Genomic DNA, 26,412 nt, shown 5'->3' on the forward strand with positions numbered 1-26,412 from the left:
AGTCATACTTTCCGCGGGCCGTATCAGCCAAAAGGTGGAGAGACCAACACCCCTGTGGGCACTTAGCATGGAAAGAACGCCTCCAAGGGAAACGGGAACCGGAACCGACCATGCCCACTGCCCCTCCACAGCCCGCACCAGGCGGCCGGATCGATGGCCGGATCGATGCCGTGGTCCACCTCGGCTTTGCCGTACTTATGGTGGCGTCCGGGGTCCGCTACGTCATGCGCCACTCCCCCGCGGACAACCTGTGGACGGTGGCTCTGGCGGCCGCGGTTTGCGTGCTGTACGCGGTCACAGCGGTCCTGGCCGGCCCCCAGCTGCCGGGCCACCGCAACAGGCCATGGATGATCGCTCTGTTGGCCGCCTGGGCTGTGTTGGTTATTGTCGCGCCGAGCTTCGCGTGGTGCTCCTTCGCGATCTTCTTCCTGGCCCGCACGGCTTTCCGTGGCTGGGCCGGATATGTGGCAGGCGGCGCAACGGCGGCGGCCACCGCCGTCGGGCTCTTCCGCATGAGCGACTGGACGGACGTCGCAATGCTGCTCGGCCCGCTTGCCGCGGGGGTGCTTTTGACCCTCATCTACGACAAGATCGAGCGCGACGCCGCCCTCCAAAAGAAGCTTTTCGACGACGTCTCACAAGCGCAGGAGCAACTCGCCGCACGTGAACGGGAAGCCGGGATCGCCACGGAACGCCAGCGTGTTTCCCGCGAAATCCACGACACCGTCACCCAAGGGCTCGCCAGCAGCCTGCTGCTCCTGGAAGCGGCCCAGCGATCATGGCCAGCCGAAGCCGCCCAGGACGATGTGCGCCATGCGGCCGGCCTGTTACGGCGGAACCTTGCCGACACCCGCAGCCTGGTCCATGAACTCTCGGTCCCTGGCCTCGAATCCGGGCCCCTTCCCGAAGCCCTCGAACACGCAGCACGCCAATACGTGGACACTATCCGGGTCCAGGTCACCGGCGAGCCACGGCCGCTTCCGAACGAGGTACGTCACGCCCTGCTCCGGGTTACCCAAAGTGCCGCGGCCAACATCAACCTGCATGCCCGGGCCGAGCACGCCAGCGTCACCCTCGGCTACCTTCCGGACGCCGTCACCTTGGACGTGTTCGACGACGGCCGCGGCTTCGATCCCGAAGCGGTACCTCCGCCGTCGCCAACAGGAGGTTACGGGTTGCGGGCCATGAGGCAACGCGTGGAGCAGTTGGGCGGAGAATTGTCCGTGGAAAGCACCCCCGGCGAGGGCACCATCATCGCCGCGCAAATGCCCCTGCCGGCTGCAGGCACCGAGACGAAGGAGCGCCGATGAGCACCATTTCCGTGCTGCTCGTGGATGACCACACAGTTGTCCGGAGCGGGCTCAAGGCGCTGCTGGGCACCCAAGCCGATATCGCCGTCGTCGGTGAAGCGGCATCAGGCGAAGAAGCGCTGGAAGCCGCCCAAGAGCACCAACCCGCGGTGGTCCTCATGGATCTGGCCATGGGCGCCGGGATGGATGGCATCGAGGCAATCAAGCAACTGCGCCAACGCACCCCGCACCAGGCGATCATCGTGTTCACCACCTACGATTCCGACGCCGACATTGTCCGCGCCGTTGATGCCGGAGCGATGGGGTATTTGCTGAAGGACGCGGCACCCGAGGAGATCTTCGCCGCCGTCCGCGGGGCTGTGCAGGGAAAGAGCGTCATGTCAGCTCCCGTCGCCTCTCGGCTGTTTCAACAACTGCGTCATCCGGACGAAATCCTCACCCCGCGCGAAGCGGAACTGCTCAGCCTGTTGACCCAGGGACTCAGCAACCGTGACCTGGGCAAACGCCTCTTCATCTCCGAAGCAACAGTGAAAACCCACCTGGCCCACATCTACGCAAAACTGGGCGTCGAAACCCGTGCGGCGGCCATCGCCACGGCCATCCGGCGCGAGGGGATGCGGTAACCCGCGGTGGTTGGTTACGCTGACCCTATGTCGGACACAGCGGATCGCAGAATGTTCAAGACCCCGGGAACTGCTTTGCTGGTCCGGGGAGCCCTCGCAATCGTTTTTGGCCTGCTGATCCTGGTGTTGCCAAGTGCCACTACGTTCGTGGTGGTGGTCATGTTCGGATTCTTCGCGATCATCGACGGCATCACCAGCGTGGCCCATTACTTCTACGACCCTGCAGGCCGGTCGCGCTGGTCCGTGGCGGGCGGTTTCATCTCCATCGCCGCCGGGATCGTGGCAATCGCCTGGCCCGGGCTGACGGCGGCGGCCATCGGTGTTCTCATCGGTTTGTGGGCTTTGGTGCTGGGAATCTCCCAGATCGTCCTGGCCCTTGCAGCGCGGAACTTCGTGCGGAGCTGGGGAATCTGGTTGCTGATCGGCCTGCTCACCACGGTGTTCGGCATCGTTGTCCTTGCCAATCCTGGGCTCGGATTGCTGGGCCTGGTAGCCATGCTGTCGGCATTCGCCATCGTGACAGGCTTGCTGCTGATCGCTTCCGGCATCGGGCTCCGCAAACTCGCCCACGCGCAACCGCTGTACGGCCACTGATCCGGCGGTAAAAAGCGGTAGGGGGATGCGCTCAGCGCCAAGTTCGGTAAGTTAGTTGCTGTGAAGATAGCTACCTGGAATGTGAACTCCCTCCGTGCCCGCGCCGACCGGGTAGAAGCCTGGCTTGAGCGCAGCGACTGCGATGTCCTGGCAATCCAGGAGACCAAATGCAAGGACGAGAACTTCCCGTGGGAGCTCTTTGAACGCATGGGCTACGAGGTCGCGCACTTCGGCGTGAACCAGTGGAACGGTGTGGCCATCGCCTCCCGCGTCGGTCTGGAGGACGTGGAGCGCACCTTCCTGGACCAGCCGGCGTTTGGCAAGGCCGGCAAGGACCCCGTCCAGGAAGCCCGCGCCATTGCGGCAACCTGCGGCGGTATCCGCATCTGGAGCCTCTACGTTCCCAACGGACGCTCGCTGGATGACGAACACATGCCCTACAAGATCAAGTGGCTTGACGTCCTCCAGGGCCACGCCGCCGAATGGGTCAAGGCCGATCCGACTGCCCAGATCGCCCTCATGGGCGACTGGAACATCGCCCCGTTCGACGACGACGTCTGGGACATCCAGCTGTTCCGCGACAACAACTTCACGCACGTCAGCGAACCCGAGCGCGCCGCGTTCCACGCGTTCGAAGCAGCCGGGTTCACCGACGTCGTCCGTCCTTACACCCCGGGCCCGGGCGTCTACACGTACTGGGATTACACGCAGCTTCGCTTTCCCAAGAAGGAAGGCATGCGCATCGATTTCTGCCTCGCATCACCAGCATTGGCCGCACGGGTCACCGGTGCTTCCATTGACCGGGAAGAACGCAAAGGCAAGGGCGCCTCGGACCACGCACCTGTGATCGTGGAGCTCGCGGACTAGGCACATTCACACCGACGAAAGGGGATGGCTGGACATGGCTGGAAACCTGTACCGGGGCCAGGCAGGGCTGCCCTTCTCGTCGTCGCTGCGCATTTACGAGCCACTCGAAGCGTTCCCGCCCGAGCAGCAGCAACAGCTTGCGGCGGCCGGCGGCAAGACAGGTTCCCGGGCCGCCGTCGAAAATGCGGAGCTCCAGGCCTCGCTGGGCCGCATCACGCGGCCCGGCGGGGATCCCTTCCCGACCGGTCGCACCGACCTCGTCCGGATGACCCGCGTGCCAGCGGGACGGCACGCCGCCCCTGATAAAGACGGGGTCGACGCCGGGCGGCTGCTTTACTGCCCCAGCCAACTGGTGATTCGGGCCGGTCTGGCGGCCAATGCCCTGATGGACGGCGTGCACAGTCCACTGGCCGATCTGCTCATCCCGGTATCGCAAAGGGACAAGCACCAGGTCAGGATCGACCGCCTCAACGCCGGTGAAGGCGCCAAGCGGGTGCACACCCGTGCGTCCACGTGGGGTATCCCGTTCAGTTGGTTCTCGCTTTTTGCCGAGTCGGACCGCAAGGATGTGGTGGAAGCCGACGGGCGTATCCTGACCGTCCGGGTGTGGACGCCCCTCACCGAAGCATTGGAAAGGGCGCGTTTTGCCGTGGCCCACCTGGCTTTGGCTGCTCCCGACCTGGACATGCTGGACGACCTCACGCAGCTCACAGAGTGGCTGGAGCTGTTCCATGCGCAGTCCATGGTGGAGCTCGATTACGGTGCGGTGGCTGACAAGGTCTATCCGGACGACTCGCCCATGGATGTCCGGCTGGGCATTGAATGCCTGGCCGAAGGCGACATGACGGGGGCTGCCGCCGCATACCGGCGCCTCGCATCACGGTGGATTCCCATCAGGCAGCTGGCACGCGCTTCCTAGCTTTGGCTTCCCCCGCTGGGTGGGGCAGTGGTCTCCCGGACGATCAACTCGTGCGGGGCAACCTGTGAATGAACGGCCCCGGGATTGCCATCGAGTTCGTCCAAAAGCATCTTGGTGGCAAGCTCGGCCTGGTCGTCAGGGCGTTGGCCCACAGTGGTCAGGCCAAGGGACGACGAGAAATCGTGGTCGTCGATGCCAATGACAGACAGGTCCTGGGGAACCCTGACACCGTGGCGGCCTGCTTCGAAGATCACGCCCATGGCCATCTCATCCGAGGAGCAGAAGATGGCTGTGGGTTTACGGCCGGGCTGGCTCCACAACCGGTTGAAGGCCTGCTGACCGCTGGCAACAGTGAAGTCCCCCCATTGGTCCCATTCCGGGCGGACTTCCAAGCCGGCGTCGGTCATGACCTCCTGGAAGGCGCGGATCCGCACCCGGGGGACGTCGAAGTTCAGGTCCGTTTCGTCGTCGCCGTGGAGCAGGGCAATATCCTTGTGCCCCAGGTCCAGCAGGTGTCGCACGGCGGTGGAAGCGGCGTCGTAATCGTTGATACCGATGTAGGCGCAATCCTCAACGTGGCCACCCACCACCACCAAGGGGATGTCGATCTTGTGGAGGTGTTCCAGTTCTTCCTCGGTCAAGGACATGCAGAGCACCAGGAGCGCATCGATTTGCTTGTAAACCATGGTGGAGCTGAAGAGCCGCTCACGGTTGCTCCCGTGGCCGCCAAGGTTGAACAGGGACAGGTTGTACTTGCGGGAATGCAATTCCCGGTCTGCGCCCTCGATGGCCTTGGAGAAGAACCAGCGGCTCACGAATGGAGCCAGGACGCCGATGGTCCGGGTGCGGCCCGTGGCCAGCCCCGAAGCGGACGACGACGCCACGTAGCCCAGCGAACTGGCCACCTCGAGAATCTTTTCGCGGGTAGCCGGGGACACCCGCGGCAAGCCCCTGACCGCCCGGGAAACAGTTGCTGTGGAGACACCCGCCGCCATGGCGACGTCTTCGATGCTGACGCCCGTATGGCCGCCGCGTTGGGATCTACCCGTTGTTCGTGACACAGGCTCCCCTCTCCGGCCGCCGTTGCTCCGCATTTACCTTATGTGGGACTTGCCGTCTGCAGCACCCGGTTACGCAACGGCGTAATGCGCTGCGTAACCGGGGCGGCAATGGTTATCCCTTGAGACCGCCGGACAGAAGGCCTCGCACGAAGTACCGCTGCAGGCCGAAGAACACCAGGAGCGGGATGATGATCGAGACGAATGCCGCTGCCGGGTTCAAGTAATCCCGGGCACCGCGGGTACCGGAAATTTCGGCCAGGCGCTGGGTAATGGGAGCCACGTCCGCAGTTCCACCCGAGAACACCAACGCCACCAGCAGGTCGTTCCAAACCCACAGGAACTGGAAGATCGCCAGCGATGCCAGTGCCGGCACGGACAGCGGCAGGATGATCCGCCAGAAGATGGTGCTGTGCCCGGCGCCGTCCACCCTTGCAGCCTCGATCACTTCACCGGGAATCTCAGAGATGAAGTTGTGGAGGAGGAAGATACCCAGCGGGAGCCCGAACATGGTGTGGGCGATCCACAGCTGTGCATACGAACCAGCAGGGAGGTGGAGCGTCTGCGTGAAGAACTGCAGCAGCGGGATCAGGGCCATCTGCAGCGGAATGATCTGCAGGGCGAAAACGAAGATGAAAAGAGCGTCGCGGCCCTTGAACTTGCCCCAGGCGAAAACGTAGGCGGCCATCGAAGCGAGCACCAGAACAAAGATGGTGACCGGGATGACGATCGCGACCGAGTTGACGAAGTACTGGGACAGGTTGGCCGACTGCGAGCCCGCGGGGGTCAGGACGTCAGCGTAGTTCTTGAAAGTGAAGTCCCAGTCAACGAAGGCATTCCACCAACCGTTGGAGCGGGGCCCAACCTGCTTCGCAGCAGGACGGAACGACGTAACGAACAGGCCGAACGTGGGTACGGACCATACGACGGCGATGATGATGGCTGCCGCTGTTGCCCACTTGGAGGTGAGCTTGGTCTTGACCCGCCGCATCATCGGCTGGGCGTCCTCCGTGGGATCGGATCCAGGACGCTGCCGGGTTGCGGCCTTCGAGGCCTCTTTCGGGGCTGGCGTGGCTGTCAATGGATCTCCCTTTGCTTGCGAAGGACTCGAGCGTTGTACACGACGATCGGCAGCACCATCAGGAACAGGATCAGGGCCAATGCCGCACCACGACCCGGTTCGCCGGCACGGAAGGCCTGCGTGTACATTTCGTTGGCCACAACCGAGGTGTCGTAGTTACCGGCCGTCATGGTCCGGACAATGTCGAACACCTTCAGGGTGGCGATCGTGATGGTGGTCAGGACCACCACAAGTGCTCCACGGATGCCGGGCACCGTTACATTGCGGAACTGCTGCCAGGCATTGGCGCCGTCAAGGCGGGCCGCCTCGATAAGTTCCACCGGAACACCCTTGATGGCAGCCGAGAGAATGACCATGGCGAAGCCGGTCTGGATCCAGACCATCACAACGATCAGGAAGATCGTGTTTTCCGGGGCATCCAAGAGGAACTGCTTCGGATCCAACCCCAGGGCGTTCCTGAGGAAGTTGATGACACCGGTCTGTTCGAGGCCAGGGCCGCGGTAGTCATAGACGAGCTTCCAAATGATGCCGGCGCCCACGAAGGAGATGGCCATCGGCATGAAGACCAAGGACTTAAGGACCTTCTCGCCGCGGGCCTTGTCGATGAAGACTGCGTAGGCCAGGCCGAAGCTCGTGGACAAAAGGGGGACCAGGACGGTCCAAATAACGGTGTTCCGCAGCGTGGTCAAAGCCTCAGGCTGCGTGAACATCCAGACAAAGTTGTCGAAACCATTTCCGTTGCCGCTGGCGTCCGTGAAGGCCAGCATTGACGTGCGAACCGCGGGGTACACGAGTCCCACGAGCATGAGAATACCTGCCGGGGCGAGGAAGCCGGCCACCGTGACCTTGTCCTTCACCGATTTCGGCGCCCTGTCCACCACCAACATGATGATGCCGATAATCGCCGCGAAGATCGCCAGCGCTATCACTACTTGAAGGAGTTTTCCTCCGATAAAATCCATACCCAACCTCCGGGGCGTGAGTGAATCACTGAGTTCCGGGAAAAGCGCTGCCTCCCCGACCAGGCGAAACCAGGCAGGGAGGCAGCGCTCTTGGAGTTAGCTCTTGGGCCAGCTGGCTTCGATGCTGTCCGTTACCTGCTGCGAAGAGCTGCCATTGATCCAGGCAACGATGCCCTTCCAGAAGGAGTTGGAACCCACTGCACTCGGCATCAGGTCAGAGCCGTCAAACCGGAAGACAGTCTTGGGATCCTGGAGGAGCTGGATGGACTGCTTGTCCAGGGCCGACTGGGCGTTGTTCGGATCGAGGCCCTTGTTGGCGCTGATGGCACCGCCGAGCTTCACGCGGTTGTTGGCGAAGTCCGCGCTTGCCATGAATGCCAGGTAAGCCTGGACCTCAGGGGTGTCCTTGTAAGCGCCAACGGTTTCACCGCCACCGGTGATGGCAGTGCCCTTGGACTCGTCGATGGGAGGAGTCATGAACGCCCAGACGTCACCGTCCTCGGCAACGTTGGTGCCTGCGGGCCAGTTGGATGCCTGGAACGACGCCTGGTGGTGCATGGCGCACTGGCCATCAAGTACTGGCTGGCCGGCCTGAGCGAATGCCGTGCTCAGGATCGAGCGGGGGTCACCGAAGCCACCGTTGACGTAGTTCGGGTTGAGGAGGATGTCGCCAACCTGGTCGAATGCCTTGACGATCTTGGGGTCGTTGAAAGGAATCGTGTGGTTGACCCACTGGTCGTATACCTCGGGGCCCTGGGCGCGCAGGACAACGTCCTCGATCCAGTCAGTACCCGGCCAGCCCGTTGCTTCACCGGATTCGAACCCGGCACACCACGGCTTCATGGTCTTGTCATCGGCGATCTTCTTGGTGAGGTCCATCATCTGTGCCCACGTCTTGGGAACTTCCCAGCCCTTGTCCTTGAAGGTCTTGGGTGAGTACCAGACGTAGCCCTTGACGTTCGCGAGCATCGGGGCGCCGTAGTAGGTGCCATCCACGGTGCCGTACTTCTTCCAGTCAGGGGACCAGTTCTTGTCCACCAGGTCGGAGACGGCCTTCGGAGCGGGCTTGAGGTAGCCGGCGCGGGCCTGGGTAGCGAGAAGGCCGGGCTGCGGGAAGATCGCTACGTCAGGGGCGGTTCCGGACTGGGCGCGGACGCCAATCTGGGTCTCGAATTCCTTGCTGCCTTCGTACTTGACGGTGATGCCCGTGCACTGCTCGAACTGCTTCCAGGATTCTTCGAGGTTAGTGGCTTCGGTGTCCACGATCGTGGAGTACACCGAAACGGTCTTGCCTTCGTGCTTGCCGTACGTGTCGTAGGCGGAACAGTCGCTGGATCCGGCAGTGGATCCGCCGCCTCCGCTGTTGCCGCTGCAGGCGGACATGGTAAGTGCCAGGACACCGGCGGCTGCGACCGGTAGCAGGTACTTGGTTTTCTTCATGCTAAAGACTCCTCGCTGAGTACAAGTGATTCGGCGGCGCAATTGATGTGGTGACGCTCACACTAGCGATGATTATCGCAAATATGCAAGCGCTTACACGCACCGTAACCACAACGATACAAAGCAGCCTGCCTAATTCATATCTACTCCAGTCCTGGCGCCACTGGCCCCGACATGGCGGGCGTGGAGCATGATTGCCCATTATCCGATTTGATTGCCCAATATTGCCTATGGAAAACTAAGAAGTGTGGATGAACTTGAAGCACTACAGACCATCGGCCGACTGATCAAGGAAGAACGCCTGGCGCAAGGGCTGAGCCAGGTGCAGTTGGCCAAGCAGGCTGGAACGGCCATCAAGACCGTCCGGACGCTGGAATCGGGAACCCGCCGCGCGCAGGAGATCAACCAACGCAAGCTTGAACATGCCCTGGGCTGGCGAGCCGGCTCGGTGTCCGAGGTCCTCAAAGGGAAGTCAACGTTCGCCCCGGACATGATCACCCCGGACGACATGCGCAATGCCGACGAAACCCGGCAGGGCCCACCCCGGGTCGCCGTTCCCGCTGCCCCCATCGCGCGGGCATCGCACCTTTCCGACGAGGAACTCCTCGCCGAGATCACCTACCGCATGATGCACCGCAACAGGGGCTAGCCTCCGCGGAGATCAGCCCTTGCGGCGAACCATTTCATTGATCCAGATGGGCGCGAACGGTGACGTGCAGTTGGGCGGGGTGGGATAGTCCTTGAGGACCTCCAAACGCTCGCCGATGCTGAGCGCCCGGGAGCGATGCCCAGGGTGCTCGATCCCGATCTGTGCCAGGCAGTTGTTCATGGCCCACTGAAGCCGTTCCGGGGCGTCCTTCATGTCGGCCTCGATCAGGTCCAGGAGCTGATCCAGGTCCAGGCCCTCGGGCTTCTTGACGATACGTTCGGAGGTCAGGGCCCAACCGGCCGCGGCCACCACGGGGTCCGCGTCGGAAAACCACTGGACCCGCAGTTCTTCGCAGTGGGGGCTCTTCTTGACCACATAGTTGACGAGCCAGTCGTTGACCTTCGGTGTCTTCGCTTGGCGCACCATGCTGTCCAGTTCGTCTTTGGCAAAGGCTTTCGGCCGGCAGATCAGCAAAGACAGGAGCCTGGCGGCAGTGTCTCCGGTGTTCCAAAGTTCCCGGGCCAGGTCCTGTTGCGTCTTCAGCCTCTTGGCCACAGCACGCAACTTGCTGAGATTTACTCCATGATCGTCGCCGTGTCTTTCGTTCACTTCGCGCGCACGGGGGTCCTCCAAGGCGGCCAGTTCGGCCATCACCTCAGCCAGTGACGCCTCAAGCGTCTGGGTTCCAGCCACCGCGGCCTCCCGCCCTGCGTGGAGCATTTCCTGCCATCAGCGAACCCGTTCAGCACGGGTGAACTTTGACCGGGCGCCTGAAACCATGTGGACCAGCACGGGAGTCTTCTGCCCAATCACCAGGTCCAGGGCTTCAACCAGTTGGGAAACCTCGGCAGCAAGGATGTGGGGGGCAACTCCTTGCCTGGGTTGGATGCGGATGCGCAGCCCCGGCTTTCCCTTCACCTCAAGGGTCGCAACAGACGCGCTGGCGAGGTCGGTCCTCTCGGAAAGTGCGGCACGCAGCGCCTGCTCGGCGACGCCCCCGCCAATCCGGACTTGGCCGTCGATGTCGCTGTCGTCATCGCTGGACACCAGGAAGTTGGCCCGGCCTTTGCCTTGCTGGGATAGCCAGGCAATCATCGCCACAATGATGGCCACAAGGACGAGGCCGGCCACGATCCACAGCCAGCTCTCCTCCCGCCCGGGAAAGCGGGTGTCCCTGAAGAGCTGTTCCGTCCGCGCCCACGCTCCGGCGGACCAGCCATGCCACCAGGTGGCAACGGCAGGAACCGTGGCCAACAGCAGGAGAAGAAGGCCAACGGCAAGGAGCTTCACTCCGATGATGAACAGCAGCACGCGGTTAAGGACCCGCGGTGTTCCATTCACGCCCCGATCACCCCCGACGACGCAAGATTGACCCGAACCGAAGGCATCGGCACCGGCGACATTTCTTCAAGCTCAGCCTGGACCGCGGACCGAACCGCTTCCTCGCTCACGCGGCTGCCGGAAGTGGGCCTTACATTGACCACCACCAGTTGCCGCGACACGACCACCATGACTTGTTCCTGCGTGACATTCGCAGCGGTGCGGGCCCTGCGGGCCAGCGCCGAAGCCAAGACCTCGTCATCGACGACGACGGCGGTGCGCGGGTCTCGAAGGAGATGGCGGGCGCGGCGGCCCGGCAGCACTGCGTGGAGGAGGAAAAACAGCCCGACCATGGCAATCACAGCACCACTGGCACCCAGCAGCAACGGCGAGATACCCTCCGGCAGGGCGATGGCGCGTTCAGCCGCAGTACTCGGATCGATCAACCACGGGGGCTGTCCAACGGCACGGACACCGGATTCGAGCAAAGCGTAGACGCAAAGGACAATGACCAGCACTGCCGCAATGGTGGCTGCTCCGGCACGGGACGAGTGCGTTTCACGGCGCAGGATGCGGGCCATCTCCGGGTCCTCCCCGGCAACCGGGCTGGCCCCGGAATCCACTGCATTCAAGGTTCGAGTTTCTTGATCCTGCGTCATTGAACGCGCCCACCCTCCGTGACTTGGGCTCCACTGATCCTGATGTCCACACGGCTTAGCTCGGAGCCGCTGAGCCGTGTGACGATCTCCAACACTGTGGCCTTGGCCGCCACGGACCGGTCCCAGATCGACCCTCCGAAGCCCTGGACCCGGTTAGGATCACGAACGACCTCGGTTAGGGCCGGAATACTGATAGGTGCCACGATCGACAAAGCCAGCAGGCCGTCGTCGTCCGCCCAATCGGCCCGGATGTCACTGGCCTCAACGCCGAGGGCCTCGGCGGCCGCGGCGCGGGCCAAGGATGTCAGAGCCTGGGTGCTGATCCGGTTGTGGCCGGCCAGGCTGGTGGTGGATTCCACAGCCTCAGCCACGCTCATGACGAAGAGCGCCGGCCCGTAATGGCGTCCAGCACGCTGCGCAAGTCCAGCTTGCCGTCAGCCGCGCGGCCCAGCAGCGCGCCGATGCCCATGAAAAGCAGCGATATGAGGAAGCCCCACAACCCGAACGACAGCGACATGAAAGCCACGAAGGCACCGATCGCGATTCCCACCACGGTCATACTCATTGGAGCGCATCCCTTTCCACTACGACGGTTTTGCCACCGGGGGACTTCACAGGCGGGGCGATATAGACGTCCGTGATTTCGACATTGACTTCGATAACCTGCAGTCCAACGAGTTCCTCGACAGCCCTGAAGACAGCCGACCGCACTTGGTTGGCGACGCCGTGAAGGGGATGGCCGTAGAGGGCAACAAGATTGATGTCCACGGCTACCTGGGTCTCGCCGACCTCGGCCCGGACACCTGCTGCGTGGTCTGAGCTGCCCACGGCGTCCCGGATAGCGCCCAGGGCACGCGAGGGGCCCGAACCCAGGGAGTAGACGCCAGGAACTGTCCGGGCAGCGATCCCGGCTACCTTGGCCACCGCAGCCTCGGAGATGATGGTGCGTCCGGTCCCGACGATCTCGCCACCAGGCACGGGCTCAAGCTGCACGTTCTGTTCTTCCATGGAGCACTCCCCTTCTCTTGACTACCACCCTAGCGTCTAGCCCCGACGCTTTGGCTACAAGGCCCGCGAGCCATTCGGTGGTCCGGATCGGGTTATCCACAACCACCAATATTTGACTGGGTAGCGCCCGATCGCTCCACCTAGACTGGCCGACACATCGCCACAACAGCTGCTGGGGAGCCTGTCATGCCATGCCGTCCGATTGCCGCAACTTCGTCTGTACGCGCCTCTGTTGGGGCAGTGGTTTTGTGTGTGGTGTGGCTTCTGACGGGCTGCACCACGCCGGGCAGCGCACCTTCCCCCACAAGCACGACGACGGCGACACCCGCCTCGAGCGCGCCGGTGGCTACCCCATCACCCAGTTCCTCAACTCCGGGCGCCTACAAGCCGGCCGACGCGAAGGGCAAAGCCCAAAACGTACCCGTCCCCGTGATGCCGGAGCTCGCGAAGGAGAACTCGAAGGCTGGGTTGGAGGCGTTTATTGGGTACTACTACGCGATCAAGAATTACGCCAACGAGACAGGTGACACGACTGTCCTGGCTACGCTGAACTCTTCAGATTGTGCGTCCTGCACCAAACTTCTAGACGCAACTTCAGATAGCTACATAGACGGGCGCTGGAGGGCTGGCGGAAATATTCGTATCCCTGTCGTAGAAATCGACTGGAAGGACACCGACTCGTCGCATCTGGCAAAGCTGCAGCTCATCCAAGACGCTATCGCCTACTACAACGCAGACGGGACCGAAGGAAGACCCGCCAATTCGGCGACTAACAGTGCTTTTGTCCTGATCGCCGCGTTCGAAGCTTCATGGAAGGTGGTGGAGATCGGTGTCCTCCGCTAGACGCTTCATCGCCGCCATCGCACTTGTTGGCCTATGTCTCCTCACACTTCCTGCTTCGATTTCCAACGCCTCTTCAGCCTGGGCTAGCGGGAACGAGGAAGAGGGAACCATCGATGCTGGAGTCATTTGGAAGTTCGACCCAGAAACAGGCAAGTCCGAACCTAAAGCCGGAGCTACGCCTACCTCCGAGGATCCGAACCAGTACATGGCCGACACTCACTGCCGCGCCGACGGACCTGACACGAAGGACCCGGGCTGCGACGCCCTGACCTGCCCACCCAAGACCCCCGGAGCCGAAGAAGGTACCCCGGTCATCTGGAAAGAGGCCCCTCAAGCCATCACCAACCCAGGATGGACCGACTGGCTCCCTGTCAGCGGACCCACCTGCCTCTACGACACCAAACCCGAAAACGTCCTGGCCAACATCGCAGCCCGGATCCTCAACGACTTCCGCCAACTACCCATCAACCCAGGAACCCTCCAAGCCCAACCCTCCCCCAACACCCTCAAAGGCGGACCCACCAACTTCTACACCACACCCAAACAACAATCCTTCGACCTCACCATCCTCGGCCAAAACGTCCACCTCACCGCAACACCAACCAACTACACCTACAACTACGGAGACGGCACCACCCTCGGACCCACACCAGCCGCCGGCTACCCCATCCCCCAAACCCAATGGCTCACCACCAACACCCGCAACAGCCACACCTACACCCAAACCGGGAACTACCCCACCACCCTCACCACCAGCTTCACTGGAACTTACTCCGTCAACAACGGCCCACCCCTACCCATCAACGGAACCCTCACCCTCACCACACCACCAACAACCATCCACGTCTGGAAAACAGAAAAAGCCCTCGTCGCCGACACCTGCGACCAAAACCCCACATCATGGGGCTGCCCACAAGCAAAGATCGGCTAGAAGGAAATCGTGGCCAGGCTGGCTCTGACGGCTTCCAAGCACCGGGCTACTGCAAGGCGGGGCTCCAAGGCGTAGGAGCCGTCGCCAAAGAGTTCAAAGGTCATTACTCCGCTGTAGTTCAGCCAGCTGAGGTCGCGCGGGATCTTATCGAGGTCCAGAAGTCCATCACCCCGAGCCAGGTGTCCAGTGGGGGCACCATCCACCAGATGAACGTGTCGGATGTCCTCTCAAGGGCATTCGCGTAGTCGCTGACGTCTTCTCCGGCCGCTGTCATGGCAACAGTGTCAATCACCGCCCCCAAAGTTGGGGACCCGCCGTCGTCGAGCATTGACCGGAGCGAGCTGACATAAATGGGTACGTTCGCAGCACGAGGACCGCCCTGATCAGGATGGCAGTTCGCGGTCCTTGCGGGAGGCCTTCGAGGGCGCACTCCGCGTGGGCGTTATCCGTGGATGGGTTTGACCAGGTTGAGGCTGATGGTCTGGCCTGGAGCTACCTCCCCGGAGGGCAGGTCTGAGAAGGCGTACCAGACACGGTCGGTGCCGGCGAGCGGGCGGTTCGCCGATGACAGATCCGCGATCTCCGGAATTCCGAAACGGAAAGCGATCTGCCGCTCGGTGTCCCCTGGGGCGGTGGTGTACGTGAGGGGGATCCCTTCGGCGTCTGTGGTGTACGTGCCTTGTGCGCCCTCAATGACGGTTTCGCCGGGCATGAGTCTGAGCTTGGTTCCCGCCGGGATGGTCCGGTCCGCTGTAAGGGACGTGTTCCACCGGAGCAACTGGTCGGTGGTGCACCGGAATTTGTAGCCCATGCTGTCGAGGGAGTCACCGTCGACGGTGGTGTAGAAAATGGCCTGGCCGAAGGAATTGTTGATGCTCGTTCCCTGTCCGGATCTGCTGTCCACCGGGTTTTTCTGCAGCTGGATGTGGTTCCCGGCCCGTACGAAGTAGACATTGCCCTTCTCGTACGTGAAAGCGACCTTGTTCGCTTCCGCCAGTTGTTCTTCGGTGATTCCAAACCGGTAAGTGATCCCGGCAAGGGTGTCACCGGGCTCGATCGTGTAGCTGGTGGGAATGCCGTTCGCGTCCACGGTGGCCGTCCCCGTTGCTCCGATGGTTGGACCCGGAGCGGGGAAGGATCGAAGCGTCGTGTTGGGTGCCAATTCGCTGCCGGCCTGAATCCCGTTGAATTCAGCGAGTTTCTTCTCGCTGATGCCCAGGTGTGCAGCTGCTGCCGTTATCGTGTCACCGGGGACTGTGGTGTAGTAGGCGACGTTGCCAAAGGAGTCGGTAACTGTGCTCCCTGCCAGGGAAGATTTTCCAGAACCGGTCGGTGTCCCAGCCGGGATGACTGCTTCTCCTGTGGGGAACGCAGCGGTGTTGTCCGGTTGCGACGCCAGGTTAGCGCCGACCAAAACGGTGGCGGCGACGGCCGCTGCGGCAAGCCCGGCGACGGCGAGACGCCCCCAGTGACGCTTGGCCGGTGCACGGTGGAAGTGGATGGATGCGCCATCCGCTAGGGAAATGAAATTGGGGTCATCGGAGTAGGCGTGGGACTGGCCCGGCAGGACGCCCGGAGTTGTTCGCGGGTCGGGGAGCTGAGGTTTGGCGTTTTTCATGAGTTGTTCGATGCGGTCCACGGCTAGACTTCCCGTTCTGTCATGAGGTGTTGTGGTGCGGCTTTCGCGAAAGCTTTGCGGGCCCTGTGGAGCCGGACGGCCGCTGCGGATGATGTACATCCGAGGCTTTCGGCCAATTCGGCAGTGGTGAGATCGTCCCAATAGGAGAGCATCAGAATTTCCCGGTCCCGGTCCTTGAGACGGGACAGGATCACGGCGACGCTTCCTCGCTGGCCATCATCGTGCGTAGTGGAGTCTTGGGTGCGGGCTTCTTCCGCGAGTCGTTCCATAAGTTGCTCGCGGCGGCGTCGGCCTTTGTACTCATTGCCCAGGACGTTCCTGGCTGTGGCGATCAGCCATCCGATTCCGGGGGGCTCGGTTGGTTGTTTCTCCCAGACAATCCGGAACACGTCGTTGGCGAGTTCCTCAGCCCGTTCACGGTCGTTGATCCGATACGCGATGTACTGGTAGATGCGGCTGAAGTGTTCAGCGTGAAGAGCGATTAGTTCCTGCTCTCTGGTAGCCAACATCTGGTTCCGTTCCCCCGGGCTCGTGCAATTTGATCAGACAACTCCTTAGTGTCTCGGGAACCGTCGTTTCTTACACAACCGGCGAAAAAATCTGGAAAGGGCCGATGTGGTCGGATCGCGCAATAGAGATTCTGGCAGGGCGATATCTATGAACCCTCGCAACACACGCTGCCGCGCCAAGAGGCAAGCGTGGCGCGGTCTTTTTCATTAAGCCCAGCGGCTTCAATAAAACCGTCCAAGTCGAGGCTAGTCAGGGCGGCTCGGAACGCTCCCTCCGTGGTCGTTCCGTGGCGCACGCAGAGTTCATTGAGCTGAGCTTCCGCACTGTTCCGGTTGGTGCTGGCGGCTCGAAGATCGCCGAGGCGGACTGTTTCCATATAGTCGTGGACGATGGCCTCCTGCTCGACACCTACCGCCGAGAGCAGGAGCATGGCAATGATCCCGGTTCTGTCCCTGCCACCCATGCAATGGAAGAGGACGCCGCCCGGCGCTGCGTTCAAGATCGCTGAAAGGGTCGAGCCTGCACGTTCTGGCATTGCAGTGAGGTGCGGCAGGAAATAGAGCGCAGTGCCTACCAAGCCGTTGTCCCAGAAGCCTCCCCAGAACCCGGTGTTCTCCAAGCCGTCAAGATCGACGTGGACGGTTGTTACCCACGGGGGACGCTCCTGGTTATCCATCTCCCGCTCCTGTCGTTGCCGGAGGTCAACGACTGTGCGGATCCCGGAGTCATAGAGGGCTTGCCATCCCGCCGCGGTCAGCAGGTCGACATTTTCGCTGCGAAAGAAGACCCCGCGTGGCGTGAAGGTCCCGTCGGACCGCTTGAGTCCTCCGAGGTCGCGGCCATTGAGCAGCCCGTCAGCACGCAGCGTGCGGTCGTCGCCATCGGATATTTCCATGCTCCCAGTAAAGCAAGCCCGGCACACCCGCCGGACAGAGGCACGAACCGTTTGCCCGTTATGCGGTAGCTGAACGGACACAACGATCGGTTGAGGATCCGTTACCGGGCACCCCATTCTTGGAGTCCGCGTGACGTCCCCGGCCAGAGTTTGGAGGTGCAGAGCATCGGTACCGGTAGAGTGCGCTTCATGACATTGGGGGATGGAAAAGCCACTCGCGCCCGCCGCCCGTGGACCTTCGCCGGGGTATGCATCATGGTTGTTTCGATGGCGCTGCTGCTGTTTGGCCTGACCCAAGTGCCCCCAATACAGCTGTTGCCCGGCTACGTAGTGGCCCACCTGCTGATTGGGGCTTGCATCTTTGGACCAATAGGAAAGATGTCGTCGCGGCAGGCAGCCGCGTTCCTGATTCCAGGCCTCCTGCTTGCTGTCCTGGCACTGCTGAACCTGGGGTTCTGGGCAGGCGGCTGGTTGATCGGGCTTCCCACCTGGGGCCTCCTGCTGAGTCAATGGACTCCGGAGAACCCGCTCAGCTTTGACCGGCTGCTGAAGTTCCTCGGTCTGCTTGTACTAGGCCTGGTGATCTTCACGTTCAATGCGATCTACCCGGTCCTCGGACTGGGACTTGTCCTGCTGCCGGTATTTCCCCTGGTCCGGTTGGCCTCCCCGAACTACCGGACCCGGGCCCTACAGACTGCCGTGGAACTTGTCCTGGGGGTAGTCGCGGTTGTATTGGCTCTTGCGATTCCCACACCGGAGGGATCATGGTCCTCCCCTTGGACCATAGTGGGCGGAGCAGCTACCGTCGGACTCGTGATGGCGTACTGGGCACGGCAAGTTCCCCAGCGGACGGGCCGGTTGCAGCCGCACTACTGAGCCAGTGTTCTGGCACGTAAGAGGTCCGGGTTCCGGTCATTTTCGCGAGCTGGTCGCCCAGGCCGGAAGGGTCGCGGTTCGTTAAAAGAAGAAAAGCACCAGTTCCGAAGAACTGATGCTTCCCAGTGGTGGCTCCGACCGGCGTCGATCCGGTGACCTTTCGATTTTCAGTCGAACGCTCTACCAACTGAGCTACAGAGCCTAGGTGACATGTCACCTTGAGAACCGAATTTCTTCGGCGCTCAGAGCGACCCTGACGGGACTTGAACCCGCGACCTCCGCCGTGACAGGGCGGCGCGCTAACCAACTGCGCTACAGGGCCTTGCGTTTGCAGTATCTCTACCGCGTTTTTTTCAAGGCTTCTAGCTTACCAGACTTTTTTCATCCGATTTACCACTTGCCTTGCGTACCCCCAACGGGATTCGAACCCGTGCCGCCGCCGTGAAAGGGCGGTGTCCTAGGCCGCTAGACGATGGGGGCCTGAACTCAATTCGGATTTTGCAAGGAAAAGCAACGCTTTACGCGTTCTTTCCGTGTCTCGCTCGTCCGAACTGGACTCTAAAACTTTAGAGCATAGATAGCGATATTCCCAAATCGAGCTCCGAGGGCCCCAAGGACCCTCGCCGGAAGGGCCCACAAAGATTGGCAGGATCTTGTCCTGACGCGTCCGAAAACCGCCAGCCACCCGCGGGCCAGCACGGCTACATTGGCTCTATGACAACCACCACCCCGGCCGAACCCGGCCAGCCTTCCCCGGACCTGCCCAAGCGCACCACCCCCGCGCCGGCTGCGGCCATCAGTAAACTCGGCATCGTCGCCGTCATTGTCACCGTGGTCCTTTGGGCTTCAGCTTTTGTTGGCATACGCGCCGTCGGCCCCAGCTTCTCCCCCGGTTCCTTGACGCTCGGACGTTTGGCGGTTGCCGCCGTCGTGCTTGGAATTGTGGTGCTGCCAACCCTGAAGGTCTGGCCGAGCGGACGCGAGTGGCTGCCGATCCTCGCATACGGGGTGATGTGGTTCGGAGGCTACAACGTGGCGCTGAACGCCGCGGAGCACATGCTCGACGCCGGAACCAGCGCCATGCTGATCAACGTTTCGCCCATCCTGATCGCTATCCTCGCAGGCATTTTCCTCAAAGAAGGCTTCCCGAGGTGGCTGCTGATCGGCAGCGGCGTGGCGTTCTGCGGGGTGGCGATGATCGCGTTGGGTTCCGGACAGCGTTCGACGGCGGACGTGGCCGGCGTGCTGTTGTGCTTGCTTGCCGCCGTGCTCGCCTCGGTAAGCGCGATCCTGCAGAAGCCGGTGCTACGGAAATTTTCGGCCGGCCAGGCGACGTGGTTTGGCATCATGGTGGGCGCTGTGTGCTGCCTGCCCTGGACCGGGCAACTGATCTCGGAGGTGCAGGCGGCACCGCTCCCCGCAACCTTGGGCCTCGTCTACCTGGGCATCTTCCCTACTGCCATCGCCTTCACCACGTGGGCGTACGCGCTATCCCTGATCTCGGCTGGAAAGCTCGCCGCCACAACGTACCTGGTCCCAGGTACCACCATCCTGATTTCGTGGGCCGTCCTCCAGGAAGTGCCCACGATCTGGGGACTCATTGGCGGCGTGGTGTGCTTGATCGGCGTCGGACTGACCCGGCGCAGAGGCCGCTAGCGGGCCATCCCGGCCAAAAGCTCACGGTGTGTTGGCGGATTGGCCCCCGGGCGGCCCACCGTGATGGACGCTGCCATCGACGCGATGCTGCCGATCCGTTCCAGCACCGTAGGTGCCATGCCGTCGCTCCCCCGCAGCAAAAGGCCCATGATCAGCGCCGACATGTAGGAATCTCCGGCCCCAATGGTGTCGGCCACGCTCGATGGAATCGCGGGAACACTGAGCTGTATGTGCCGGGTTGCCATCAACGAACCCTGCGCGCCCCGGGTGATGACTGCCAAGCCTGTGCCCAGCCCAAGAAGGTGACTCGCTGTTTCCTCCAGGGTTTTGTTGGGGTAGAGCCAGCGGGCGTCCGAGCCGCTCATCCGGACAACGCTGGTCAACGGCACGATCTCTTCGAACAGGGACAGAGCCTCCCGGTGGGTTCCCAGGAGATCGGGGCGGATGTTGGGATCGTACGTGACCATGCAGCCTCCGCGCGCCTGCTCCAACAAACTCCGGACAACTCCCGCACCCGGCTCCAGGAACGTGGCGATGGAACCGGTGTGCAGGATCCGCGGAGCATACGGGAGGGCGACGGGAGCCAGCGCCCAATCAATATCGAACGTGTATGTTGCCGAGCCGTCGGCAGCGATCCGCGCGGTCGCCGTCGCCGTCTCCTGCAGCGATTTGGACCCAGGCAACAGCACGACGCCGGCGCTCTGCAGGTGCGCTGCTATGGCGTCGCCCCGTTCGTCGCGGCCGATCGCGGTCAACAGGCCTGCTTTGACGTCCAGGCGGCCCAGGCCGTAGGCGACATTTGCCGGCGAGCCGCCGGGGTATTCGGCCACGCCGTCGGCGGACTGCACGATGTCGATCAATGCCTCACCCACCACGACGACGTCGAGTGGTTCGGGCGCGAGGGAAGAGGTGGCAGTCATGCGGTTCCTGAGTCTATGGAAGAAGGATTGAATTCAGTATCCCGCATGATGACCGGGCCCAATGCTGTCTCCGCGGACTAAAGTCGAACCATGCCCGCGAACCTTCCTCCTGGCCTGCCCATCGTTCCGGACGGCGACCTTCCTTCGTCCAAGCTGCCGGCGCGCAGTCCCGTGCGCAGCCCCGCTGAGGGCGGCACCGTGGACGCCATCCCCGCCGGCACCCCCTTCGAGATGTCGCCGGAGGACTTCGAAGAGGCCGTCAGCGACGCACTTCAACTCATCCCGCCCAAAGCCGCGAGCGCCATGGATAACGTGGCGATCTTTATCGAAGACGAATACACGCCCCAACCCGGCGAAGATCCGGAGACCGTGCTGCTGGGACTTTACGAGGGCGTCCCGCTGACAGAACGCGACTCCTGGTGGGAGGCAGGCTCCCTGCCGGATCGGATCACTATCTTCCGCCAGCCCATCCTGGACATCTGCACTACACGCGAGGAAGTAATCGACGAAGTGGCGATCACGGTAGTCCACGAGATCGCACATCACTTCGGAATAGATGACGACCGCCTTCATGAGCTCGGCTGGGGATAGCCTTGTAGGCATGGGGCACGACCACAACCACTCCCACGGAGTCACAGCAACCGGCAAGCATCGGAAACGGCTCATTGCCGTCCTGGCCATCACGCTCGGTGTGGTGGGCATCCAGGTGATCGGCGCCGTCGTCTCCGGCTCGCTGGCACTGCTGGCCGACGCCGGACACATGCTTTCCGACGCCGCAGGCGTCTTCATCGCACTTATGGCAGCGTGGATTGCCACCCGCCCGGCCAGCGACCAACGGACCTACGGGTACCAGCGTGCTGAAGTACTTGCCGCGCTGGCCAACGCCCTGATCCTCATTGTCATCGCCGTGGTGATCATGCTTGAGGCCATCCGGCGGTTCGGCGAAACCACCGAGATCCACACGGATGTCATGCTGTGGGCAGCCATTGTGGGTGCCGTTGCCAACCTTGTTTCGCTCCTCATCCTCCAAGGCGCCCAAAAGGAAAGCCTGAACGTCCGCGGGGCCTACCTTGAGGTCCTCGGCGACCTTCTCGGATCCATCGCCGTGATCGTCGCGGCCATCGTGATCATGACCACGGGGTTCGCGGCGGCGGACCCCATTGCCTCCATGCTGATCGCATTGATGATCATTCCGCGGGCATGGAACCTGCTCCGTGATGTGGTGGACGTGTTGCTGGAGGCAACTCCCAAGGGCGTGGATGTGAACATGATCCGTGAGCACATCATTTCTGTGGACGGCGTGGTGGAAGCCCACGATATCCACATCTGGACCATCACCTCCGGGGTCCCGGTGTTCTCAGCCCACGTGGTTGTGGAGGACGAGGTCCTCAACGCCAGGGGCGCGGACCTCATTCTGGATCAGTTGGGATCGTGCCTGGGCCGGCACTTCGATACCGAGCACTGCACGTTCCAGTTGGAGCCCGTGAGCCACTCAGAGCACGAGTCACACCAACACGCCTAAACCCCTCCGCCGGTGACGTCCTTCACGGTCACCGTCCCGGCAGCACCGTCGACCGTTAGCTGCTGGCCCGAGGCGATCCTGGCAGTGGCATCAGGAACACCCACAACTGCCGGGATGCCGTACTCGCGGGCTACCACTGCGCCATGGGAGTTTGGCCCGCCCATCTCCATGACGAGCCCTCCGGCAGTAAGGAACAGAGGAGTCCAGCCGGGGTCGGTGGAAGGGGCCACGAGGATTTCGCCGGGCTCGAGGTGTGCGCCTACGGGGTCCATGATGACCCTGGCCCGCGCCGTCACCAGGCCAGCCGACGCCGGGCTGCCGGACAGAGTGCCCGGCCCCGCCTGAAGCCCCCGTGGCGCGGTAGCTTCGGGCTCGGTACCGTCGGACAACAGCAGCCTGGGGATATGCCTCCGCCGCAACTCCAGCTCGTATGCCGCACGCCGCTCCGCCACAACCCCACGAAGGTCTCCCCCGGCAAGCGCAACCTCGGCGTCATCGAGGTCAAGGAAAAAGATGTCCTCAGCGTCTTCGATCCGTTGGGACGCCGCCAGGCCATTCCCGACCAGGAGCAACTGCTCCCGTGCCGCTGCCAGCCCCAGGACCAGGTTGTACTTGGGCAGCTCCCGAAGCCCCGCGAACCTCCTTGTCCGGTCCAGCGCGGTACGCACGACGGCTGCGTGCAGCGGGCTCTTTGCCCTGGCACGAGCCACCAGGCGCGCGACCTGGTCATCCGCCTCCCTGGCGGCTTTGTCGAACTGCTGGTCCGGAGTGTCCGCTCCGGGTTCAAGGCGCAGGTAATTGGCCACGACTCCAAGGACATGGGTTGGATCGTCCGCCCATCGCGGCATGCCGAGGTCGATTTCAGCCACTGCCCGGTGCCCGTATTCCAGAAGGAAGGCCTTCATCCCGGACTGGGCGACGGGCGGAAGTGTGGCGTCGCGGTAGTGGAGCGCCAACTCCCCTGCCGTGCGGCCCACCATGAAAGACGTGGCATCGGGGTCTTGCCGGATGTCCGAGGCAAGGTGCCATAGGGCCAGGTCCATCTGCGTGGTCACGTTGTCGGCGAGGCCGCGGATGACGGTTTGAAGTTCGCTGTACGGAGCTTGTGCCCCCAGGAGACGGCGCACCAGGGCGAGCATGGCGAAGCCGAGCACTGGAAGTGGCAACACGGTGGGCACCGTGGGAAATACCCGTTCGCCCAGGATTCTTTGGACATACGCAATCCGTTGATGGGGAGTGGCGTCCTCGGGGACGGAAAAGGAACGGCGGAGTTCCGCAGAGAACCGGTCCACACGTTTCATGGCCGAAGCAGGGGCGAACAACCCGCGGAGAAATGACTCCGGGACACGGTACTTGGCGGCCACTGGTCCTACGTGCCGGATCAGCTTCAGGGGTGTTTTGATGGTCACTGAGAATCGCGGGTCCTCGAAAAGCTCCCGCATCAGCATTGCGGAGCGGGCTTCCATGACATCGAACACCCGGGGAACAATGGAGCGGCCAATCCGGCTCCGCAGCACCGCCGTGAGATCGAAGAAGATGCGCTGCCCGGCTTCGTAATATGCCGGTGGGCCCGAGCGTGGATCCGGCACATCGAAGGACGCCGTTGTCGCGACGCAAGAGGCCACTAGGCGGATGCCCGCCAAGCCCATAGGCGTTATTGGCCGGGTAAGACCCTGGGCAAGGCTGAAATTCAAGAACGCGTGCTCTCCTGGGAGCGGAGGATTCCGGGTCATCTGCGGATACAGCGTGGTGATGGGCCGGGATTGGGTCAGCCAGAGCTTGCCCGCGCCGTCGATGGCCCATTCTGTGTCCTGGGGTGCCCCGTAGTGCTGCTCCACCAGGCGGGCCAACCCGGCGAGGTCCAGGATCTGCCGATCATCCAGGCAGGCTTTCAGTGCGGACCCACCGGACTGCTCCGACGCGGCCCGTTCTATCCGTTCCGTGCCACCACCGGGCAGCGGCCGGATCTCCACGAGCTTGTCACCCAGGCTTCGTCTTACGATGGTCCGGCTGTTGATGTCCACCACAAACTGGTCCGGGTTCACCGCCCCTGACACAACGGCCTCTCCCAAACCGGGGGACGCGTCTATCACAGCCTCGTGGCGCTTCCCGGTGACCGGATTGGCTGTAAACATGACACCTGCCGTAGCGGAAGCAACCATCTCCTGAATGACCACCGCGAGGGCCACAGATGAATGGTCAACCCCGTTGGTGGTCCGGTAGCTGACGGCGCGGTCTGTCCAGAGGGACGCCCAACAGCGGCCGACGGCATCCAGGACCGCCTCTGCACCCACGACGTTGAGGAAGGTGTCCTGCTGACCGGCAAAGCTGGCGCCGGGCAGGTCCTCCGCAGTTGCAGAGGACCTGACGGCCACGGGCACCTCCTCGCCGAGATCCCGGTATGCCGCGAGGACCGCCTCCGCGACTTCGCCTGGGATACCGGCGTCGAGCACCACTGACCGGGCGCGGGCAGCCAGGCTGTTCAACGTGCCAGTATCCGTGGACCCCGCCTCAGAGAGTTCGCGAAGGACTGTATCCAAGCCAGCAGCAGCGAGTGCCCGCCGGTACGCGTGGGTGGTGAGGCAAAACCCGGGCGGGACAGGCAGTCCCGCGCTAACCAGTTCACCGAGGTTGGCGGCCTTCCCGCCAACCTCTGAAAGCATGCTTCCCCGTATTGTGGCGATGTCCACGATGAAACCCTGGGCAGCCTTGCGAGGGCCAGCCGGGTGGCCCTCCGGCTGGTTCAGTGGCTGCTGGCTGTCCATCGCTGGGGACCCCTGCCGCTAAGCTGCGCCGAGCATTGGCCCGAAATTGGGCCGATCGGCAAGCCGCGGATCTTCCCGGTCCGGAACCACCAGCACCGGCCCCTTCGCGTGATGGAGGACTCCATCAGACGTGGACCCAAGGAGCATCCCGGCGAATCCGCCGCGGCCACGGGTGCCGAGGACCACGAGCTCAACGGCGCGGCTTGTTTCGACCAGGACATCCACCGGAGCGCCGTCCCGGAGCTCTGTCTCTATGGTCAGTCGCGGGAAATGGCTCTGAAGCCACGCCAAGCCGGCATCCAACTGCACTTTGATGTCGGCGAAGAGGGCATCGCGATCAAGTGGGGCCGGTACCCACGCGAGGGAACCACTGTATTGGGGAACAGCGCAGATCACACGGAGCTTGGCGCCCATGCGCTGTGCCTGCTCCGCAGCCTCGAGAACAGCTACGCGGGCCTGCTCGGAGCCGTCCACGCCTACTGCCACAACATTCTCGACGGTACGGGGGCCGGCCTTGGCGTGCTCGGCTTTGATGTGTTTGTCCTCGGTGCTCTCCCCAAGGCGGTCCGCGCAGTACAGCGGTACGGTCACCGTGGGGCACTTGGCATGGGCGGGCAAAGCACTGCTCACCGACCCCAGGAGGCGCCCAACGAATCCGCCGCGGCCCCGGCTCCCGAAGACCAGAAGCGCTGCTTCAGCCGAGAGGTCGAGGAGGACACCTGCGGCATCACCGTTTTCGACCGAAGCATCCACGTCGATCGAATAGGCAGAAACCTTGTCCATGGCTTGCTTGACGATTGCATCGGCGCCTTCGCGGATGACGGAGTCGTCCACGGTGGCGTAGCCTCCGTCCAGACCAGATGCGGCAAAAATGGGGACCGAGTAGGCCGTTACGATATGCAAGGGGAGCTGGCGACGCTCTGCTTCACGCGCTGCCCAGACCAAGGCGCACTGGCCGTGCTCGGATCCGTCCACTCCAACGACGATGCCGCCGGGGGCAACCGCCGATTCCTCGCCATCGCGTGGCACTTCATTGTGTCCTTCGTGCTGGTCCATGGGGCCCGCCTCTCCACCTACTGCTTGATGTTCCGGCTATTCTGCCAGAGGTTCTCCGCACTGGATTCCCTGACTCTTCAAATGTCAATGGCCGGGGTAGGAGAAACTTGGAATCTCTCCTTCCAATGCCCACTATTCTCGGTCGGAAGTGCCGAATCAAGGCGACTTCGGGCTATGTGCATAACGGTCCGGGCTCAGTTCAAACCACACGGGATCGGCCTGCTGGCGGACACGAAAAACACGACGCCGGGACGGCTACCCATGGCCGAAAAAGTTCGGTAGTGTTCGAGTCACCGAATAGCCGGGCAG

The 26,412-nt window shown here is 62.8% G+C and carries 29 protein-coding genes and 3 tRNA genes; 12 read left to right on the plus strand and 20 right to left on the minus strand.

The features are described 5' to 3' along the window. Positions 1 to 110: 110 nt before the first annotated feature. From ACNQOP_RS04860 to ACNQOP_RS04880, 5 genes are read left to right on the plus strand one after another with little or no spacing between them, the layout of a single operon-like run. Entirely contained in the window at positions 111 to 1,310 is a 1,200-nt protein-coding gene (locus ACNQOP_RS04860) for a sensor histidine kinase (RefSeq protein WP_416403523.1), read from the plus strand. Continuing rightward, positions 1,307 to 1,933 (plus strand): response regulator, encoded by a 627-nt coding sequence (locus ACNQOP_RS04865; RefSeq protein WP_235520137.1) that lies wholly within the window; start codon positions 1,307 to 1,309, stop codon positions 1,931 to 1,933. Before ACNQOP_RS04860 ends, ACNQOP_RS04865 begins: the two co-directional genes overlap by 4 nt. 27 nt (positions 1,934 to 1,960) lie before the next feature. Next, complete coding sequence (locus ACNQOP_RS04870; protein WP_416403524.1) at positions 1,961 to 2,527, plus strand: HdeD family acid-resistance protein; 567 nt, start codon at positions 1,961 to 1,963, stop codon at positions 2,525 to 2,527. 60 nt (positions 2,528 to 2,587) lie between these two features. After that, entirely contained in the window at positions 2,588 to 3,394 is an 807-nt protein-coding gene (locus tag ACNQOP_RS04875; protein ID WP_284985169.1) for an exodeoxyribonuclease III, read from the plus strand. Between the two features lie 34 nt (positions 3,395 to 3,428). Further along, on the plus strand, positions 3,429 to 4,313 hold the full coding sequence (locus ACNQOP_RS04880; RefSeq protein WP_284985168.1) for a hypothetical protein: 885 nt from the start codon (positions 3,429 to 3,431) through the stop codon (positions 4,311 to 4,313). On the opposite strand, the gene ACNQOP_RS04885 is transcribed toward ACNQOP_RS04880, so the two are convergent. The 4 genes from ACNQOP_RS04885 to ACNQOP_RS04900 form a co-directional block, all read right to left on the minus strand. Then, entirely contained in the window at positions 4,310 to 5,374 is a 1,065-nt protein-coding gene (locus tag ACNQOP_RS04885; protein ID WP_284985167.1) for a LacI family DNA-binding transcriptional regulator, read from the minus strand. The genes ACNQOP_RS04880 and ACNQOP_RS04885 overlap by 4 nt on opposite strands. A gap of 112 nt (positions 5,375 to 5,486) precedes the next feature. After that, positions 5,487 to 6,452, minus strand: a complete 966-nt coding sequence (locus ACNQOP_RS04890; RefSeq protein WP_257370138.1) for a carbohydrate ABC transporter permease — start codon at positions 6,450 to 6,452, stop codon at positions 5,487 to 5,489. After that, positions 6,449 to 7,414, minus strand: a complete 966-nt coding sequence (locus tag ACNQOP_RS04895) for a carbohydrate ABC transporter permease (protein WP_416403525.1) — start codon at positions 7,412 to 7,414, stop codon at positions 6,449 to 6,451. The genes ACNQOP_RS04890 and ACNQOP_RS04895 overlap by 4 nt, the downstream gene beginning before the upstream one ends. 96 nt (positions 7,415 to 7,510) lie before the next feature. Further along, the gene (locus tag ACNQOP_RS04900; RefSeq protein ID WP_349470976.1) at positions 7,511 to 8,854 is read right to left on the minus strand and encodes an extracellular solute-binding protein; all 1,344 of its coding nucleotides are present in this window, start codon (positions 8,852 to 8,854) and stop codon (positions 7,511 to 7,513) included. A 247-nt stretch (positions 8,855 to 9,101) separates the two neighbouring features. Between ACNQOP_RS04900 and ACNQOP_RS04905 the strand changes: the two genes are divergently transcribed. Then, complete coding sequence (locus tag ACNQOP_RS04905; protein WP_235520145.1) at positions 9,102 to 9,503, plus strand: helix-turn-helix domain-containing protein; 402 nt, start codon at positions 9,102 to 9,104, stop codon at positions 9,501 to 9,503. Positions 9,504 to 9,515: 12 nt separating this feature from the next. Here the strand turns inward: ACNQOP_RS04905 and ACNQOP_RS04910 are convergent, their stop codons facing one another. From ACNQOP_RS04910 to ACNQOP_RS04935, 6 genes are all read right to left on the minus strand, one after another. Continuing rightward, entirely contained in the window at positions 9,516 to 10,154 is a 639-nt protein-coding gene (locus ACNQOP_RS04910) for a DNA alkylation repair protein (RefSeq protein WP_416403611.1), read from the minus strand. 78 nt (positions 10,155 to 10,232) lie between these two features. Further along, positions 10,233 to 10,844, minus strand: a complete 612-nt coding sequence (locus ACNQOP_RS04915; RefSeq protein ID WP_257370140.1) for a hypothetical protein — start codon at positions 10,842 to 10,844, stop codon at positions 10,233 to 10,235. Continuing rightward, the gene (locus ACNQOP_RS04920) at positions 10,841 to 11,482 is read right to left on the minus strand and encodes a DUF6286 domain-containing protein (protein ID WP_257370141.1); all 642 of its coding nucleotides are present in this window, start codon (positions 11,480 to 11,482) and stop codon (positions 10,841 to 10,843) included. Before ACNQOP_RS04920 ends, ACNQOP_RS04915 begins: the two co-directional genes overlap by 4 nt. Further along, complete coding sequence (locus ACNQOP_RS04925) at positions 11,479 to 11,859, minus strand: hypothetical protein (protein WP_257370142.1); 381 nt, start codon at positions 11,857 to 11,859, stop codon at positions 11,479 to 11,481. Before ACNQOP_RS04925 ends, ACNQOP_RS04920 begins: the two co-directional genes overlap by 4 nt. After that, a complete protein-coding gene (locus ACNQOP_RS04930) occupies positions 11,856 to 12,047 on the minus strand; it encodes a DUF2273 domain-containing protein (protein WP_089593421.1) in 192 nt (63 codons plus the stop codon). Before ACNQOP_RS04930 ends, ACNQOP_RS04925 begins: the two co-directional genes overlap by 4 nt. Beyond that, positions 12,044 to 12,490 (minus strand): Asp23/Gls24 family envelope stress response protein, encoded by a 447-nt coding sequence (locus ACNQOP_RS04935; RefSeq protein WP_416403526.1) that lies wholly within the window; start codon positions 12,488 to 12,490, stop codon positions 12,044 to 12,046. Before ACNQOP_RS04935 ends, ACNQOP_RS04930 begins: the two co-directional genes overlap by 4 nt. Positions 12,491 to 12,832: 342 nt before the next feature. Between ACNQOP_RS04935 and ACNQOP_RS04940 the strand changes: the two genes are divergently transcribed. Continuing rightward, positions 12,833 to 13,333 carry a DUF6318 family protein gene (locus ACNQOP_RS04940; RefSeq protein ID WP_416403527.1) on the plus strand — a complete coding sequence of 167 codons (501 nt, stop codon included), beginning with the start codon at positions 12,833 to 12,835 and terminating at the stop codon, positions 13,331 to 13,333. Next, positions 13,320 to 14,264 (plus strand): hypothetical protein, encoded by a 945-nt coding sequence (locus tag ACNQOP_RS04945; protein ID WP_416403528.1) that lies wholly within the window; start codon positions 13,320 to 13,322, stop codon positions 14,262 to 14,264. The genes ACNQOP_RS04940 and ACNQOP_RS04945 overlap by 14 nt, the downstream gene beginning before the upstream one ends. A gap of 118 nt (positions 14,265 to 14,382) precedes the next feature. On the opposite strand, the gene ACNQOP_RS04950 is transcribed toward ACNQOP_RS04945, so the two are convergent. From ACNQOP_RS04950 to ACNQOP_RS04965, 4 genes are all read right to left on the minus strand, one after another. Beyond that, on the minus strand, positions 14,383 to 14,538 hold the full coding sequence (locus ACNQOP_RS04950) for a hypothetical protein (RefSeq protein ID WP_416403529.1): 156 nt from the start codon (positions 14,536 to 14,538) through the stop codon (positions 14,383 to 14,385). Between the two features lie 168 nt (positions 14,539 to 14,706). After that, positions 14,707 to 15,903 (minus strand): LysM peptidoglycan-binding domain-containing protein, encoded by a 1,197-nt coding sequence (locus tag ACNQOP_RS04955; RefSeq protein ID WP_416403530.1) that lies wholly within the window; start codon positions 15,901 to 15,903, stop codon positions 14,707 to 14,709. Positions 15,904 to 15,905: 2 nt separating this feature from the next. Then, positions 15,906 to 16,412: an RNA polymerase sigma factor gene (locus ACNQOP_RS04960; RefSeq protein ID WP_416403531.1), complete on the minus strand. Its 507-nt coding sequence runs from the start codon at positions 16,410 to 16,412 to the stop codon at positions 15,906 to 15,908. Positions 16,413 to 16,558: 146 nt separating this feature from the next. Beyond that, positions 16,559 to 17,308, minus strand: a complete 750-nt coding sequence (locus tag ACNQOP_RS04965) for a tyrosine-protein phosphatase (protein WP_416403532.1) — start codon at positions 17,306 to 17,308, stop codon at positions 16,559 to 16,561. A gap of 189 nt (positions 17,309 to 17,497) precedes the next feature. Here ACNQOP_RS04965 and ACNQOP_RS04970 point away from each other — a divergent pair, with 189 nt between their 5' ends. Continuing rightward, positions 17,498 to 18,184 carry a hypothetical protein gene (locus ACNQOP_RS04970; protein ID WP_416403533.1) on the plus strand — a complete coding sequence of 229 codons (687 nt, stop codon included), beginning with the start codon at positions 17,498 to 17,500 and terminating at the stop codon, positions 18,182 to 18,184. A 126-nt stretch (positions 18,185 to 18,310) separates the two neighbouring features. On the opposite strand, the gene ACNQOP_RS04975 is transcribed toward ACNQOP_RS04970, so the two are convergent. The 3 genes from ACNQOP_RS04975 to ACNQOP_RS04985 form a co-directional block, all read right to left on the minus strand. Beyond that, a tRNA-Phe gene (locus tag ACNQOP_RS04975) sits at positions 18,311 to 18,386 on the minus strand. Positions 18,387 to 18,432: 46 nt separating this feature from the next. Further along, positions 18,433 to 18,506, minus strand: a tRNA-Asp gene (locus ACNQOP_RS04980). 85 nt (positions 18,507 to 18,591) lie between these two features. Then, a tRNA-Glu gene (locus ACNQOP_RS04985) sits at positions 18,592 to 18,664 on the minus strand. Positions 18,665 to 18,898: 234 nt separating this feature from the next. Between ACNQOP_RS04985 and ACNQOP_RS04990 the strand changes: the two genes are divergently transcribed. Then, positions 18,899 to 19,840, plus strand: a complete 942-nt coding sequence (locus ACNQOP_RS04990; RefSeq protein WP_284985161.1) for a DMT family transporter — start codon at positions 18,899 to 18,901, stop codon at positions 19,838 to 19,840. Here the strand turns inward: ACNQOP_RS04990 and ACNQOP_RS04995 are convergent. Continuing rightward, on the minus strand, positions 19,837 to 20,760 hold the full coding sequence (locus ACNQOP_RS04995) for a carbohydrate kinase family protein (protein ID WP_235520162.1): 924 nt from the start codon (positions 20,758 to 20,760) through the stop codon (positions 19,837 to 19,839). The genes ACNQOP_RS04990 and ACNQOP_RS04995 overlap by 4 nt on opposite strands. 90 nt (positions 20,761 to 20,850) lie before the next feature. Here ACNQOP_RS04995 and ACNQOP_RS05000 point away from each other — a divergent pair, with 90 nt between their 5' ends. Beyond that, positions 20,851 to 21,351 carry a metallopeptidase family protein gene (locus ACNQOP_RS05000; RefSeq protein ID WP_284985160.1) on the plus strand — a complete coding sequence of 167 codons (501 nt, stop codon included), beginning with the start codon at positions 20,851 to 20,853 and terminating at the stop codon, positions 21,349 to 21,351. Positions 21,352 to 21,361: 10 nt separating this feature from the next. Beyond that, positions 21,362 to 22,282, plus strand: coding sequence for a cation diffusion facilitator family transporter (locus ACNQOP_RS05005; protein WP_416403534.1), 921 nt, complete (start codon positions 21,362 to 21,364; stop codon positions 22,280 to 22,282). On the opposite strand, the gene ACNQOP_RS05010 is transcribed toward ACNQOP_RS05005, so the two are convergent. Together ACNQOP_RS05010 and ACNQOP_RS05015 are read right to left on the minus strand one after the other, a co-directional pair. Continuing rightward, the gene (locus ACNQOP_RS05010) at positions 22,279 to 25,047 is read right to left on the minus strand and encodes a PEP/pyruvate-binding domain-containing protein (protein WP_416403535.1); all 2,769 of its coding nucleotides are present in this window, start codon (positions 25,045 to 25,047) and stop codon (positions 22,279 to 22,281) included. The two genes, ACNQOP_RS05005 and ACNQOP_RS05010, sit on opposite strands and share 4 nt — an antisense overlap. A gap of 18 nt (positions 25,048 to 25,065) precedes the next feature. Beyond that, positions 25,066 to 26,103: a universal stress protein gene (locus ACNQOP_RS05015; RefSeq protein ID WP_257370149.1), complete on the minus strand. Its 1,038-nt coding sequence runs from the start codon at positions 26,101 to 26,103 to the stop codon at positions 25,066 to 25,068. Positions 26,104 to 26,412: the final 309 nt, after the last annotated feature.

Source organism: Arthrobacter sp. LFS091 (assembly GCF_047977885.1).
Taxonomy (GTDB): Bacteria; Actinomycetota; Actinomycetes; order Actinomycetales; family Micrococcaceae; genus Arthrobacter.

What these genes read in the sequence shown, in the direction of transcription:
- ACNQOP_RS04965 (WP_416403532.1), bottom strand. Translation starts at nt 17,308, where the DNA reads ATGGAAATATCCGATGGCGACGACCGCACGCTGCGTGCTGACGGGCTG.
- ACNQOP_RS05005 (WP_416403534.1), top strand. Translation starts at nt 21,362, where the DNA reads ATGGGGCACGACCACAACCACTCCCACGGAGTCACAGCAACCGGCAAG.
- ACNQOP_RS04970 (WP_416403533.1), top strand. Translation starts at nt 17,498, where the DNA reads ATGACATTGGGGGATGGAAAAGCCACTCGCGCCCGCCGCCCGTGGACC.
- ACNQOP_RS04870 (WP_416403524.1), top strand. Translation starts at nt 1,961, where the DNA reads ATGTCGGACACAGCGGATCGCAGAATGTTCAAGACCCCGGGAACTGCT.
- ACNQOP_RS04935 (WP_416403526.1), bottom strand. Translation starts at nt 12,490, where the DNA reads ATGGAAGAACAGAACGTGCAGCTTGAGCCCGTGCCTGGTGGCGAGATC.
- ACNQOP_RS04900 (WP_349470976.1), bottom strand. Translation starts at nt 8,854, where the DNA reads ATGAAGAAAACCAAGTACCTGCTACCGGTCGCAGCCGCCGGTGTCCTG.
- ACNQOP_RS04920 (WP_257370141.1), bottom strand. Translation starts at nt 11,482, where the DNA reads ATGACGCAGGATCAAGAAACTCGAACCTTGAATGCAGTGGATTCCGGG.
- ACNQOP_RS04995 (WP_235520162.1), bottom strand. Translation starts at nt 20,760, where the DNA reads ATGACTGCCACCTCTTCCCTCGCGCCCGAACCACTCGACGTCGTCGTG.
- ACNQOP_RS04960 (WP_416403531.1), bottom strand. Translation starts at nt 16,412, where the DNA reads ATGTTGGCTACCAGAGAGCAGGAACTAATCGCTCTTCACGCTGAACAC.
- ACNQOP_RS05000 (WP_284985160.1), top strand. Translation starts at nt 20,851, where the DNA reads ATGCCCGCGAACCTTCCTCCTGGCCTGCCCATCGTTCCGGACGGCGAC.
- ACNQOP_RS04865 (WP_235520137.1), top strand. Translation starts at nt 1,307, where the DNA reads ATGAGCACCATTTCCGTGCTGCTCGTGGATGACCACACAGTTGTCCGG.
- ACNQOP_RS04930 (WP_089593421.1), bottom strand. Translation starts at nt 12,047, where the DNA reads ATGAGTATGACCGTGGTGGGAATCGCGATCGGTGCCTTCGTGGCTTTC.
- ACNQOP_RS04925 (WP_257370142.1), bottom strand. Translation starts at nt 11,859, where the DNA reads ATGAGCGTGGCTGAGGCTGTGGAATCCACCACCAGCCTGGCCGGCCAC.
- ACNQOP_RS05015 (WP_257370149.1), bottom strand. Translation starts at nt 26,103, where the DNA reads ATGGACCAGCACGAAGGACACAATGAAGTGCCACGCGATGGCGAGGAA.
- ACNQOP_RS04880 (WP_284985168.1), top strand. Translation starts at nt 3,429, where the DNA reads ATGGCTGGAAACCTGTACCGGGGCCAGGCAGGGCTGCCCTTCTCGTCG.
- ACNQOP_RS04950 (WP_416403529.1), bottom strand. Translation starts at nt 14,538, where the DNA reads ATGACAGCGGCCGGAGAAGACGTCAGCGACTACGCGAATGCCCTTGAG.
- ACNQOP_RS04860 (WP_416403523.1), top strand. Translation starts at nt 111, where the DNA reads ATGCCCACTGCCCCTCCACAGCCCGCACCAGGCGGCCGGATCGATGGC.
- ACNQOP_RS04990 (WP_284985161.1), top strand. Translation starts at nt 18,899, where the DNA reads ATGACAACCACCACCCCGGCCGAACCCGGCCAGCCTTCCCCGGACCTG.
- ACNQOP_RS04910 (WP_416403611.1), bottom strand. Translation starts at nt 10,154, where the DNA reads ATGGCCGAACTGGCCGCCTTGGAGGACCCCCGTGCGCGCGAAGTGAAC.
- ACNQOP_RS04895 (WP_416403525.1), bottom strand. Translation starts at nt 7,414, where the DNA reads ATGGATTTTATCGGAGGAAAACTCCTTCAAGTAGTGATAGCGCTGGCG.
- ACNQOP_RS05010 (WP_416403535.1), bottom strand. Translation starts at nt 25,047, where the DNA reads ATGGACAGCCAGCAGCCACTGAACCAGCCGGAGGGCCACCCGGCTGGC.